The organism is Acidovorax facilis (assembly GCF_050626955.1).
GTDB lineage: Bacteria > Pseudomonadota > Gammaproteobacteria > Burkholderiales > Burkholderiaceae_C > Acidovorax > Acidovorax facilis.
This window is the reverse complement of the sequence record NZ_CP192460.1, coordinates 4,890,299-4,902,810: the sequence shown is the minus strand read 5'-3', so window position 1 is coordinate 4,902,810 and position 12,512 is coordinate 4,890,299. Positions and strand designations below refer to the sequence as shown.

Here is a 12,512-nt window from a genome sequence, read left to right as displayed (position 1 = left end):
TGTAGTGAACCCGCGCTAAGCCTGCGGGTCATAATTCCTGCCACATTCAATCCCACCATGATCGATCCCACCACGCACCCCACCCGCCTGCTGAAAATTGTGGCAGGTCTCGCGCGGTGGTCGCTGGGCTTGCTGCTGGCCTTCTGGCTGCTGCTGACCATCGCGTGGGGGGCCCTTCATGGCTGGATTGTGCCGCGAATCGGTGATTTCCGCCCACAGCTGGAGGCGCATGCCGCACGGGCGCTGGGGGTTCCTGTCCAGATCGGTGCCATCGCGGCGCACACCGAAGGCCTGATCCCTTCCATTGAACTCTCGGATGTCACCCTGCTGGACGCTGCCGGCCGCTCTGCCCTGCGCCTTCCACGGGTGGTGGTGGCGCTGTCGCCGCGCTCCCTGCTCAAGGGCGGGTTCGAGCAGCTGTACATCGAAGAGCCCGAGCTGGATGTGCGCCGCACTGCGGACGGCCGCATCCAGGTGGCGGGTCTGGATTTCTCCCAGCAGCAGGGCGAGGACAACGCCGCCGCCGACTGGCTGTTTTCACAGGGCGAGGTGTTCATCCGGGGTGGCACGGTGCGCTGGACCGATGAGCAGCGCGGCGCCCCGGAGCTTGCGCTGGAGAAGGTGGACCTGCTCTTGCGCAACGGCAACTGGCACCACCACATGCGGCTGGATGCCACGCCGCCCGAAGCCTGGGGAGACCGCTTCACGGTGACGGGGCTGTTCCGCGCCCCCTTGCTGCGCGCGCGCGACGGCAACTGGAAACACTGGAATGGGCAGGTCTTCGCCGACTTTTCCCGGGTGGACGTCTCGCGGCTGCGTCACCATGCCGATGTGGGCGTGGATATCGCACAGGGCCGGGGCGCGCTGCGAGCCTGGGCCGATGTGCAGCGCGGGCAGGTTGTGGGCGGCACAGCCGACCTGGCGCTGGCCGATGTCAATGCCACACTGGGTGCAGGCTTACAGGCGCTGGTGCTGCCGTCCATTCAGGGGCGGCTGGGTGGACGCCGACTGAACGGGGGGTTCGAATTCTCGACCCAGGCGCTGCAATTCAGGACGGACGATGGTCTCACCTGGCCCGGAGGCAACGTCCGGCTTGTGCACACGGCGGCGGCCGGCAAGGCACCCGCGCAAGGCGAGTTCCGCGCCGACCGCCTGGACCTGGCTGCCCTGGCGCAGGTCGCCAGCCGCCTGCCCCTGAGCGCCACGGCACATGAGGCCGTGCGCACCTATTCACCTCACGGGCTCGTGGACGAGATCCAGGCCACCTGGAAAGGCCCTCTCGAAAACCTGCAGCAGTATCAAGTACGCGGGCGCATTCGCGGATTGGCGCTGGCAGGCGACACTCCCGCCAGCGCTTCCACCCAACTGGGCCTGCGGGGTGCCACGGTGGACATCGACATGACCCAGGCGGGCGGCAAGGCAGCGCTGACCATTGCCTCCGGCGCGCTGGTGCTGCCCGGCGTGTTCGAAGACCCAGTGCTGCCGCTGGACCGGCTCAGCGCCGATGTGCGCTGGCAACTCGATGGCGACCGCATCGCCGTGCAGGCCACCGACGTGCAGTTTGCCAATGCCGACGCCCAGGGCGAGGCCCGGGCCACTTGGCATACCAGCGATGCGGGCAAGGTGGCACACCGCTCTCGCTTTCCGGGGGTACTGGACCTCACAGGCACCCTGAACCGGGCGGACGGGACCCGTGTGCACCGCTACCTGCCGCTGTCCATCCCCCAGGAGTCGCGCCACTATGTGCGCGACGCCGTGGTGGCGGGCAGCGCGAGCAACGTGCAGTTCCGCGTCAAAGGGGATCTGCACCACCTGCCTTTCGACGACCCCAAACAAGGCGAATTTCGCATCGCAGCCCGCGTGAAGGATGTCACCTACGCCTACGTCCCTACGCAGCTGCAACCGGCCAATACGTTGCCGTGGCCTGCATTGACGGAGCTGGCGGGGGAGCTGGTCTTTGAACGCTCCTCCATGCAGGTGCGCGGCGCCAGTGGCAGTTTTGCGGGACGTCCGGGCCTGCGCCTGTCGAAGGTGGACGCCAAGATTCCAGACCTCTCCCATACCGTGGTGGGTGTCAGTGCCGATGCCCGGGGGCCGCTGACCGAGCTGCTCACGCTCATGAACACGTCGCCTTTGGGCCGGATGACCGGCAATGCACTGGAGCAGGCCAGCGGCACCGGCAACGCAGATTTCAAGTTGCGCCTGACCTTGCCGATCAGCGACATCGAAAAATCCAAGGTCCAGGGCAGCGTCACGCTGGCGGGCAACGAACTGCGCATTACCCCCGACACCCCGACGCTGAGCCGAGTGCGGGGCGTGGTGCAGTTCACCGAAGGCGGTTTTTCGCTCAATACCGTGCAGGCCCAGGCACTGGGCGGCGCTGTCCGGCTGGAGGGCGGCATGCGCGCTCTGCCCTCCAATGCCCCGGCCACCGAATCGGCCGTGCAGCTTCGCGCACAGGGCACCGCCACGGCCGAAGGGCTGCAGCAGGCATCACAGCTGGGCATGCTCTCGCAGCTGGCGCGCCGCGCCACGGGCAGCACCGCGTATTCCATGGCGCTCGCGTTTCGCCGTGGCGTGCCGGAGGTGCAGGTCACCACCAGCCTGCAGGGGCTGGCGCTGGCGCTGCCCGCCCCGCTGGGCAAGACGGCCGAAGGCAGCCTGCCACTGCGGTTTGAAACCCAGGTGGCCCGCGAATCGCTGGTGGGCCTTACGCAGGCTGGAAATGGCACCGAAGCCCCGCCTTTGCGCGATCAGATGACGCTGGACCTGGGCGCACTGGGCTCGGCCACCTACATTCGGGATCTGGGCGGGCCCCAGGCCCGGGTGCTGCGCGGTGCCATCGGCATCGGCCTGTCGGGCGGGGAATCCGCCCCGTTGCCCGCGCAGGGTGTGGCGGCCAACATCAGCCAGGGCAAGCTTGATGTGGATGCCTGGGAAGACGTGCTGACCCAGGCAACCGGCAGCGAACCCGCTGCACGCCCCGCAACCGCACCCGGATCGCCAGGCTCAGCGGGAACGCCCAGCACGGCGCAGGACTACCTGCCCACCACACTGGCCTTGCGCGCCCGCGAACTCACGTTGCAGGGTCGCACCCTCCACAACATCGTGGCCGGCGCGCTGCGGGACGGCACCACCTGGCGTGCCAACCTCGACGCCACGGAACTCAACGGCTATCTGGAATACCGCCAGCCAGGCGGCGCCGAACACCCTAACGGGCGCCTGTTTGCGCGGCTCTCGCGCGTGAACATGCCTCAGAGCGACGTCACCCAGGTCGAGGCCCTGCTGGACGAGCAGCCCGGCGCCCTGCCCGCGCTGGACATCGTGGTGGATGACTTTGAACTGCGTGGCAAACGCCTCGGGCGTGTGGAAATAGAAGCGCAGAACCGGGGCGGAGATGGCACGCAGCGCGAATGGCGCCTCTCCAAATTCAATATCCTCGCGCCCGAGGCGAACTTCACAGCCAACGGCAACTGGGCGGTGCTGAACACCGCAGGTGTGGGGCCCCGCACGCCGGAGCGGCGCACGGTGCTCAACTTCAAGCTGGACATCCGCGACTCGGGCGACCTGCTGGGCCGCATGGGCATGGCCAATGTGGTCCGGCGCGGCAAGGGCCGCATGGAAGGGCAGGTGGCCTGGATCGGCGCGCCGTTCAGCCCTGACTACCGCAGCATGACCGGGCAGATCAACCTGAACGTGGAGTCCGGCCAGTTCCTCAAAGCCGACCCAGGCCTGGCCAAGCTGCTGGGCGTGCTGAGCCTGCAATCGCTGCCACGCCGCCTGACGCTCGACTTCCGCGACGTGTTCAGCGAGGGTTTTGCGTTCGACTTTGTCCGGGGCGATGTGCGCATCGAGCAGGGCGTGGCCACCACGAACAATCTGCAGATGAAGGGCGTCAACGCCGCCGTGCTGATGGAGGGCAGCGCCAACATCGATCAGGAAACCCAGGACCTGCGCGTGGTGGTGGTGCCCGAGATCAACGCCATGACCGCGTCCCTGGTGGCCACAGCCATCAACCCGGTCATTGGGCTGGGCAGCTTCCTGGCCCAGGTATTTCTGCGCGGCCCGCTGATCGAGGCGGCCACGCAGGAGTTCCGCATCGATGGCACCTGGACGGACCCCCGCGTGGTGCGCGTGGCCCGCCGCAACCGCGAGGCAGGCCCTGCAACCGGCACGCCCACACGCCCCAGCGCACCCCGCACCGGAGAACCGTCATGATGAAAGTTGCTGCGATCCAGATGGTGTCCTGCACCCGGCTCGACGACAACCTGCGCGCTGCGCGCGCCCTGCTGGAGCAGGCCGCCAGCGCAGGTGCCGAGCTGGCCGTGCTGCCCGAATACTTTTGCGTGATGGGCCACAAGGACACCGACAAGATCGCCCTGCGCGAAGCACCGGGCGAGGGCCGTATCCAGCACTTTCTGGCCAGCGCGGCACGCGAGCTGCAGATGTGGATTGTGGGGGGCACCTTGCCGCTGGTGGCCACCACACCCGACCGGGTGCGCAACACCACCTTGGTGTTCAACCCCGCTGGCGACTGCGTGGCACGCTACGACAAGATTCACCTTTTCTACTTTGACAACGGGCGCGAGCAGTTCCACGAAGGCCGGGTCATCGAAGCGGGCAACACCCCCGTGCAGTTCGAGCTGCCATCGCGCGACGGCCACTGCTGGCGCGTGGGCCTCTCGGTGTGCTACGACCTGCGCTTTCCCGAGCTGTACCGCGCCCACGCCAGCGCGGGTGCAGACCTGCTGCTCGTGCCCAGCGCGTTCACCCACACCACCGGCCAGGCGCACTGGGAGCTGTTGCTGCGCGCCCGCGCCGTGGAAAACCTGGCGTATGTGCTGGCGCCCGCACAGGGCGGTGTGCACGAAAACGGGCGGCACACCTGGGGCCGCAGCATGCTGGTGGACCCCTGGGGCACCGTGCTCGCCCAGCAGGACCAACTGGCGGGCGTGGTGTCGGGTGTGGTGGACCCGCAGCGCCTGCGCGACATTCGCCTGCAGTTGCCCGCCTTGTCGCACCGCGTCCTGTGAAGATCCCGCAGCAGCGCACACTCTTCAGACGCTGGCGCGGCGCATGGCGGCGCTGGTCGCTGTGGACCCTGCTGGTAGCCCTGGTGATCTCCATGCTCGCCACCATGGTGTGGCTTGCGGGGCGCTACGAGGCCAGTCAGGTGCAGTCGCGCCTGGAGCGTGACACGGCCGACGCGGTGTCCGACATCCGCGTGGCGCTTACGCGCAACCTGCAAAGCCTGCAGGCCCTGCACGCGGGCGACCCGGGCCAGCTGGCCTGGGAGGTCGATGCAGCCGAGCTGCTGCGCAACCGGCGGGAGCTGGTGCGCATCGAGTGGCGCGATGCCGACCTGCGGGTACGCACCCATGCCCAGTCGCCCTACCGCCCCGTGGCCTGGGACGCCCGGCTGCGCGAGGGTAACCAGTCCGACGCCGCCATTGCCTGTGCCAACGCACGCCGCCTGAGCAGCCCAGCCTATTCAAGCAGCTACTTTCAGCCCCACGGCGACGGGCTGGGCTCGGAGATGATGGAGCTGTGCCTGCCGCTCACCTCGGGCGGGCGCAGCACGGGTTTCCTGGTGGTCACGTATTCGCTGCAGGACGTGCTGATCAACCTGGTGGCGCACAACCTCACCCGCAGCCAGGAGGCCTCGTTCACGGAGGCCGACGGCACCCGGCTGGCCGTGCTGGGCGCCGCGCGCCGCGGCTCGCGCATGTTCACGGCCACGCACCTGCTCGATCTACCTGGCAGCACCCTGGTGCTGCGCATGGACACCTGGCACAGCGCGCCCAGCCTGTTCCCCAACGTGCTGACCGCGCTGGTCACCGCCATGTCGATTGCGCTGGTCACCGTGATGGTGGTGCTGGTGCGCGACAACCGCAGGCGCCTGCGCGCCGAGCGCGACCTGGCCGACGCGCTGGCGTTTCGCAAGGCCATGGAGGACTCGCTGGTCACAGGCCTGCGCGCCCGCGATCTGGAAGGCCGCATCACCTATGTCAACCCGGCCTTCTGCGCCATGGTGGGGTTCAGCGCGCCGGAGCTGCTGGGCCAAAGCGTGACCGCGCCCTACTGGCCCCCCGAGCGGGTGGAGGAGTATCGCCAGCGCCAGGCCATCCGCTTTGCGGGCACCATGCCGCCGCGCGAGGGTTTCGAGTCAGAATTCATGCGCAAGGACGGCACCCGCTTCCCTGTGCTGATCATCGAGGCCCCGCTCATCAACGCCCAGGGCCTGCACACGGGCTGGATGAGCGCGTTCCTCGACATCAGCGAGCAGCGGCGGGTGGAAGAGCTGTCGCGGGCGTCACAAGAGCGGCTGCAGGCCACCGCCCGCTTGGCCACCGTCGGCGAAATGGCCTCGCTGCTGAGCCACGAACTCAATCAGCCCCTGGCCGCCATTTCCAGCTATGCCACCGGCTCCATCAACCTGCTGGAGGCGCCCACACCGGCAGAGCAGGGCGCAGGCGCAGCTGCCCATGCCGAGCAGCTGCAGGATGTGCGCATGGCCATGCAACATATTGCGCGGCAAGCCGAACGCGCAGGCAAAGTGATCAAGAGCGTCCACGACTTTGTGCGCCGCCGCGACCAGGCGCGCGAAGCGGTGTACGCGCAGCAGTTGCTCGATGCCATCCTGCCGCTGGTGAGCCTGCAGGCACGCAAGCTGGGGGTGCGCGTGAACACCTCACTGGAGCCCCACCTGCCCCCCGTGTTGTGCGACCGCACCATGGTCGAGCAGGTGCTGCTCAATCTGGCGCGCAATGCCATGCAGGCCATGGACGACCCCGCCCTACCCACGCGCATTCTGGACATTCGGGTGCGGCGTGCGGCGTCGAACCAGCACAGCGGCTGGATCGAGTTTGCGGTGACCGACCTGGGATCGGGCATTCCCCCGGACGTAGCCGAAAGGCTTTTCACCCCGTTTTTCACCACCCGCCCCGAGGGCATGGGTCTGGGGCTGAGCATGTGCCGCACGGTGATCGAGCAGCATGGCGGTTTTCTCGGATTTGCGCCCCATGAACCGCGTGGTACGGTGTTTACCTTCACGTTGCCAGCGGCAACCCCCTGAGCGACTGCGTCACTTCCCCCTTCTCTCGCGCTGCGCGCGGGAAGGGGTACGCCGCTAGCGCGGCGGGGCGGCCCCCGCCCAGGTCGCGCCGGTTGCGTCGACCGCGCGTAACCGACAATGCACTAGTTAACCGAGTTAAACCATGGAGCCCACCACCAACGCCACCGTGTACATCGTGGACGACGACGCCAGCGTGCGCGAAGCGCTGGCGTGGCTATTGCGTTCGCGCAGGCTATTCAGCGAGTCCTTTGAGAGCGCCGAGGCCTTTGACGCCATGCTCTCAAGCCGGCCCGCGCAGCGCCAGCCCTGCTGCCTGCTGCTGGACGTGCGCATGCCCGGCATGAGCGGCCTGGCGCTGTTCGACCTGCTGGCTGTGCGTGGTGACCTGGCCACCATGCCGGTGATCTTCCTGACCGGCCACGCGGACGTGCCCACTGCCGTGGACACCGTCAAGAGGGGTGCGTTTGATTTCTGCGAAAAACCGTTTTCCGACAACGCGCTAGTAGACCGTGTCGAGCAGGCGCTGGCCAAGTCGGCCGAGCGCCTGGCGCAACTGCGTGAGCGCAGCGACCTTCAGGTGCGCCTGCGCGATCTGACGGACCGCGAGCGCGATGTGATGGACCTCGTGGTAGCGGGCCTGCCCAACAAGCTGATCGCTGACCAGCTCGATATCAGCGTGCGCACGGTGGAGGTGCACCGCTCACGCGTGTTCGACAAGATGCAGGTCAAGTCGGCCGTGGAGCTGGCCAACCTGCTGCGCACAGAGAAGTAGGGCTCTGCGCGCCCGCCCCACGCCCTCTCGGGTGTGGTTGCTTACCCGCGTGGCCGCTCGCCCACAAAGATCTCCACGCGCCGATTGCGCGCCCGGCCGTCGGCCGACTCGTTCGTGGCGATGGGATACCGCTCCCCCATTCCGTCGATGGCGATGCGGCGCCCGTCCACGCCCCGCCCCGTGAGATAGCTGCGCGTGCTGGCAGCGCGGTCCATCGAGAGCGGGTTGTTGATGGCGTCGCTGCCGGTGTTGTCGGTGTGGCCCACGATGCGGACATCGGTGTTGGGGTTGTTGCGCAGCCCGGCAGCGAACTGGTCGAGCACGGGCGCGAAATTGGGCTGGATGTCCGAACGGCCCACGGCAAACGAAATGTCGCTGGGGATGTTGAGCATGAGCTGGTTGTCGGCGGTCTGCGTCACGCCGATGCCGGTGCCTCGCGTGGCCTGCTCCATCTCGCGCTTCTGGCGCTCCATGTTCTGCGACCAGATGTAGGTGCCCAGGGCCCCCACACCGGCACCTACCACTGCCCCGGTACCAGCGCTGCCACCGGTGGCCGAGCCGATGACGGCGCCTGCCAGCGCGCCCACGCCGGCCCCGGTAGCGGTACGGCGCTGGGTGTCGTCCATGCTGGCGCAGCCAGTGGCCAGAACGATGACGGCGGTGGCGCCGAGAAGAATGTGTTTGCGCATGGTGGTGCTCCTTGAAAGATTCAACGGAGCTGGGCGCTTCGGGACTTCCGATCGCGTGCCGCATGGCCTGTGGTGGGCCTAGGCCTCGGGTGCGCCCAGCTCATCGCCATCGTGGCTGCAGCCGGGCCGGGGCACCATCGGCACAGCGGCACCCTGGCTGTAGGACGAAGCCGCCTGGGCCCGCTGCACGCGCGCAGGCAAGGTCATTGCGCCGGAGGTGGTGGGGGAGCTGCCTGGGGGGATTCCGCTGGCGGTGGAGGCAAAGGCTCCTGCGGCGGCGGCTGCAGCTCGCCACCCTTGCGGCCCGAGAACATCGTCCACCAGACGATGGCCACCAGCAACACCAGCGCCAGCAGCGCTTCAAGCAAAATCAGCCCCATGAAATTGACACTCCTGCGCGTTGCTTTGACGGCGCTGATTGTAGGAACGCTGGCCGCCTGCTCCACGCCCCCTGCCCCAAGCCCCTCCCGCCCCGGGGCCATCCCCGCGCCACCACCGCCCAGCACCGTGGTGCTGCCCGGCGACACCGGCCCGCTGCCGCCACCGATGTCACAGCCCAAAAGCCGCTGGATTCCCGTGCGCTGGGCCGAGCTGCCGGGCTTTGCCGACGATGCGTTGCACGAGGCCTGGAACGCCTGGATCAAGAGCTGCGAACGCCCCCAGCCCCCCTTCACTGCGCTGTGCAGCGAAGTGCGCCAGCTCAGCATTGCCACCGCCGACGAGCAACGCGCGTGGCTCATCGCCCGCCTGCAGCCCTACCGCGTTGAAGCAACCGACGGCAACCCCGAAGGCCTGCTCACCGCGTACTACGAGCCGATGATGGAGGCCACCCGCCAGCCAGGCAATGGGTTTACCGTGCCCATCTACCGCGTACCGACCAGCCTTGGGGCCCGCAAGCCCTGGTACACGCGCCAGCAGATCGAGACCCTGCCGGAAGCGCAGGCCGCGCTGGCGGGCCGCGCCATCGCCTGGCTGCGCGACCCTGTGGAATCGATGGTGCTGCACATCCAGGGCTCGGGCCGCCTGCGCATCGCCGAGGCAGACGGCACGGTGTCGCTGGTGCGCGTGGCTTACGCGGGCACCAACGACCAGCCCTACCAAAGCATCGGCCGCTGGCTGCTCGACCAGGGCCACACCCGCGACGCCACCTGGCCCGGCATCCGCGCCTGGCTGGCCGCCAACCCCCAGCGCACCAACGAGCTGATGTGGACCAACCCGCGCTACGTGTTCTTTCGCGAGGAGCCTCTGAACCCGCTGGACGCGGGCTTCGGCCCGCGCGGCGCCCAGGGTGTACCGCTCACCCCCGGCCGCTCCATCGCCGTGGACCGCCAGAGCATCCCGTACGGCACACCCGTCTGGCTGGCCTCCAGCGGCCCGCAGGTACAGCTCAACCGCATGGTGATGGCGCAGGACACGGGCAGCGCCATCCTGGGGGCGGTGCGTGCAGACTTCTTCACTGGCTGGGGCCCGGAAGCGGGCGACATCGCCGGGCGCCTGAAGCAGAACCTGCGTCTGTGGGCGTTGTGGCCCCGATGATTTCTGGATGATTTTGGCCGCCAGCGCTTATTCAGCAAGCGCTAATAGCTATCATATTTATAGCAAACTCTCAACCCCTCTGCGAACCTACGCCCAGTGGTTGGCCGCCGGGTTCACGGGCACGGCGCCCTTGCCGCTTCGGTTTCCACCCGCTGGGCCGCAGCCGCCGCCGCGAACGCCATGGCTGGGGGCACGGTCACAGTGCGCAGTTGATCGCCCGTGATGTGGTACTCGTACTCGCGCGTCGAGCCCACCATCTCCGTCCTGAAAGTGCTGCCCGCCATGGTAGCCGCATACACCTGGGGGCGGACGACCTGGTAACGGTACTTGGTAATGGCCGTCCCGCTGGCGGTCTTGCAGGTCGATTCGAACTGATCTTCCTTGAACTGCAGAGTGCAGCGGCCGGAGGTGTCTTCGGCCTTTTCGCCATCGGGGGTGGTCAACACGATTTTGGCGGCGCGCCAGCAGCCGAGCAGGGCTGGGTCAGGAGTGGCGGCGTGGGCGATGGGGGCCACAACAGCAAGGGCCAGAAGGGCAGAACGCAGAAAGCTCGGCATGCGGGGTGAGCGGGCCAACGACGGGCGCGCTTTCAGACTGGGGAAGCCGCCATGGTAGGCGAAGCAGACGCCAGCGCCGGCTAGACATCGCACCACCGCAGGCCTACTCCACCGCCCAGCGCGTCACCCGGGGCGGCGCATCGCCCACATGGAAGGCCAGCTTGCGGTCGCGCAGCGCCACGTCGGACGCCGTCACGCGGTCGAAGCGCCGCAGGTGCTCCGTCCACGACTCGTCCTCGATGCGCTCCACGTACCGCGCGGGCTGGCTGATGTCGTGCAGCAACTGCCAGCCCAGGGCACCCTGGCGCAAACGGCTGCGGCGGCTTTCCTGCATCACGGCGCGGAATTCAGCGGCGCGGGCGGGGTCGATGAAGTACTCGATGGTGACCACCAGGTGCCCTGATCCGGGCGGTGTGTCGGCCACCGGGGCCTTGAAGGCGCGCGAGGGGCTCAGGTCTTCCTCCATGCTGCGGTCGGCCACCAGGCGCTGCACCAGCAGCATGGCCACCACGCCGGTGGCGGCGGCAATGCCCAGGCTCACATGCACATCGGTGAGCGTGGCCACCTGGCCCCACACGGCGGCGCCCAGCGCGGTGGAGCCCATGATGGCCATCTGGTAGATGGACATGCCGCGCGCGCGCACCCAGTTGGGCAGCGCGAGCTGGGCAGACACCGACAGCGAGTTGGCCGTGGTGATCCACGCCATGCCAGCCACGAACATCGCGGGCACGGCCACGTACACATTGGGCGCCACGGCCATCACGCCCGTGGCGGCGGCCTGCAGCGCCGTGCCGCGTATCACCAGCACATCGCGCGCCATGGCCTGGCGCAGGCGCGGCAAGAACATGGCCGCCATGATGGCGCCCGCGCCCATGCTGGCCAGCAGCAGCGTGAAGGTGCCCGCGCCGCCGCCTTCGAGCCCCTTGGCCAGCAGCGGCAGCAGGGCCAGCAGCGCGGTGGCGTGCAGAAAGAAGATGGAGATGCGCCACAGCACGGCCCGCATGCGCGGCGACTGGCGCACGAACTGCAGGCCCACGCGCATGGCGCTGGTCAGACGCTCGCGGCCCAGCGGGCTGGGTGTGTGCACCCGCTTCCAGCGCATGATGACCAGGCCCGAGAGGATGGACAGCACAGCGTTGAGCACAAACACCCAGGCGCTGCCCGCGCTGGCGATGATGGCGCCCGCCAGCAGCGGGCCGATGATGCGCGAGGCGTTCATGGCAACGCCGTTGAGCGCCAGTGCGGCGGGCAGCTGCGGGCGGCTGACCAGCTCCGGCACGATGGCCGCAAACACCGGCCAGCGCATGGCCAGGCCGATGCCGTTGGCAAAGGTGAGCGCCAGCAGCAGCGGCGCCGTCATGCCTCCGGCCAGGATGGCCACACACAGCACCAGCGCCACGGCCGCGACCCAAAACTGCGTGGCGATGAAGTAACGGCGCCGGTCCAGGATGTCGGCCAGCGCACCGCTGGGCAGGCCCAGCAGGAACACGGGCAGCGTGGAAGCGGTCTGCACCAGCGCCACCAGCACGGGCGAGGTGGTGAGCGTGGTCATGAGCCAGGCGGCCGCCACGTCGTTCATCCACATGCAGGTGTTGGCCGCCACCCAGGTGATCCAGAGCATGCGGAACACGGGCACCGACAAGGGCGCAAACGGTGAGAGCGAAGCCGCCTGGTTCAGCGCTGCGCTGTCTCCCAACTGGGCGGCGACGGACTCTTCGGTGCCATGCGCCAGATCCGCACGCGCGGCACGGTCTGCAGCCGCATCGCTTTGCGGCGGGGCGCCCGGGCTCAGGTCCGGGGCATCAGGGGAGGGCGGGGGCGCAACGCTGCGCGTGCTTTCGTGGGACGGCAATGGCGGCATGTCTGCGCATTGTGCGACGGTT

The 12,512-nt window shown here is 68.4% G+C and carries 10 protein-coding genes; 5 read left to right on the top strand and 5 right to left on the bottom strand.

The window, feature by feature from the left end; translation table 11 throughout:
- Positions 1-57 precede the first annotated feature (57 nt).
- The 4 genes from ACQ4MJ_RS22430 (at position 58) to ACQ4MJ_RS22415 (ending at position 7,847) form a co-directional block, all read left to right on the top strand.
- A complete protein-coding gene (locus ACQ4MJ_RS22430; protein WP_431151222.1) occupies positions 58-4,218 on the top strand; it encodes a YhdP family protein in 4,161 nt (1,386 codons plus the stop codon).
- Entirely contained in the window at positions 4,218-5,033 is an 816-nt protein-coding gene (locus ACQ4MJ_RS22425; protein ID WP_228897305.1) for a carbon-nitrogen hydrolase family protein, read from the top strand. Before ACQ4MJ_RS22430 ends, ACQ4MJ_RS22425 begins: the two co-directional genes overlap by 1 nt.
- Positions 5,030-7,075 (top strand): two-component system sensor histidine kinase NtrB, encoded by a 2,046-nt coding sequence (locus ACQ4MJ_RS22420; protein WP_370110263.1) that lies wholly within the window; start codon positions 5,030-5,032, stop codon positions 7,073-7,075. The genes ACQ4MJ_RS22425 and ACQ4MJ_RS22420 overlap by 4 nt, the downstream gene beginning before the upstream one ends.
- 142 nt (positions 7,076-7,217) lie before the next feature.
- Positions 7,218-7,847: a response regulator transcription factor gene (locus tag ACQ4MJ_RS22415; RefSeq protein ID WP_055394714.1), complete on the top strand. Its 630-nt coding sequence runs from the start codon at positions 7,218-7,220 to the stop codon at positions 7,845-7,847.
- Between the two features lie 41 nt (positions 7,848-7,888).
- Here ACQ4MJ_RS22415 and ACQ4MJ_RS22410 read toward each other — a convergent pair whose 3' ends face one another.
- The 3 genes from ACQ4MJ_RS22410 to ACQ4MJ_RS22400 form a co-directional block, all read right to left on the bottom strand.
- Complete coding sequence (locus ACQ4MJ_RS22410) at positions 7,889-8,536, bottom strand: OmpA family protein (RefSeq protein WP_055394716.1); 648 nt, start codon at positions 8,534-8,536, stop codon at positions 7,889-7,891.
- A gap of 78 nt (positions 8,537-8,614) precedes the next feature.
- Positions 8,615-8,743, bottom strand: coding sequence for a hypothetical protein (locus tag ACQ4MJ_RS22405; protein WP_255669686.1), 129 nt, complete (start codon positions 8,741-8,743; stop codon positions 8,615-8,617).
- On the bottom strand, positions 8,740-8,916 hold the full coding sequence (locus tag ACQ4MJ_RS22400) for a hypothetical protein (RefSeq protein ID WP_228897174.1): 177 nt from the start codon (positions 8,914-8,916) through the stop codon (positions 8,740-8,742). The genes ACQ4MJ_RS22405 and ACQ4MJ_RS22400 overlap by 4 nt, the downstream gene beginning before the upstream one ends.
- On the opposite strand from ACQ4MJ_RS22400, the gene mltA reads away from it, so the two are divergent.
- On the top strand, positions 8,849-10,072 hold the full coding sequence (gene mltA, locus ACQ4MJ_RS22395) for a murein transglycosylase A (protein ID WP_431153151.1): 1,224 nt from the start codon (positions 8,849-8,851) through the stop codon (positions 10,070-10,072). The genes ACQ4MJ_RS22400 and mltA overlap by 68 nt on opposite strands.
- Before the next feature lie 113 nt (positions 10,073-10,185).
- Here the strand turns inward: mltA and ACQ4MJ_RS22390 are convergent, their stop codons facing one another.
- Together ACQ4MJ_RS22390 and ACQ4MJ_RS22385 are read right to left on the bottom strand one after the other, a co-directional pair.
- A complete protein-coding gene (locus ACQ4MJ_RS22390; RefSeq protein WP_431151223.1) occupies positions 10,186-10,629 on the bottom strand; it encodes a hypothetical protein in 444 nt (147 codons plus the stop codon).
- Between the two features lie 103 nt (positions 10,630-10,732).
- Positions 10,733-12,490: an MFS transporter gene (locus tag ACQ4MJ_RS22385; RefSeq protein WP_431151224.1), complete on the bottom strand. Its 1,758-nt coding sequence runs from the start codon at positions 12,488-12,490 to the stop codon at positions 10,733-10,735.
- Between the last annotated feature and the right edge of the window lie 22 nt (positions 12,491-12,512).

Coding starts and splice junctions, on each gene's coding strand:
- ACQ4MJ_RS22400 (WP_228897174.1), bottom strand. CDS start 8,916: ATGGGGCTGATTTTGCTTGAAGCGCTGCTGGCGCTGGTGTTGCTGGTG.
- ACQ4MJ_RS22415 (WP_055394714.1), top strand. CDS start 7,218: ATGGAGCCCACCACCAACGCCACCGTGTACATCGTGGACGACGACGCC.
- ACQ4MJ_RS22410 (WP_055394716.1), bottom strand. CDS start 8,536: ATGCGCAAACACATTCTTCTCGGCGCCACCGCCGTCATCGTTCTGGCC.
- ACQ4MJ_RS22430 (WP_431151222.1), top strand. CDS start 58: ATGATCGATCCCACCACGCACCCCACCCGCCTGCTGAAAATTGTGGCA.
- ACQ4MJ_RS22385 (WP_431151224.1), bottom strand. CDS start 12,490: ATGCCGCCATTGCCGTCCCACGAAAGCACGCGCAGCGTTGCGCCCCCG.
- ACQ4MJ_RS22425 (WP_228897305.1), top strand. CDS start 4,218: ATGAAAGTTGCTGCGATCCAGATGGTGTCCTGCACCCGGCTCGACGAC.
- ACQ4MJ_RS22390 (WP_431151223.1), bottom strand. CDS start 10,629: ATGCCGAGCTTTCTGCGTTCTGCCCTTCTGGCCCTTGCTGTTGTGGCC.
- ACQ4MJ_RS22405 (WP_255669686.1), bottom strand. CDS start 8,743: ATGACCTTGCCTGCGCGCGTGCAGCGGGCCCAGGCGGCTTCGTCCTAC.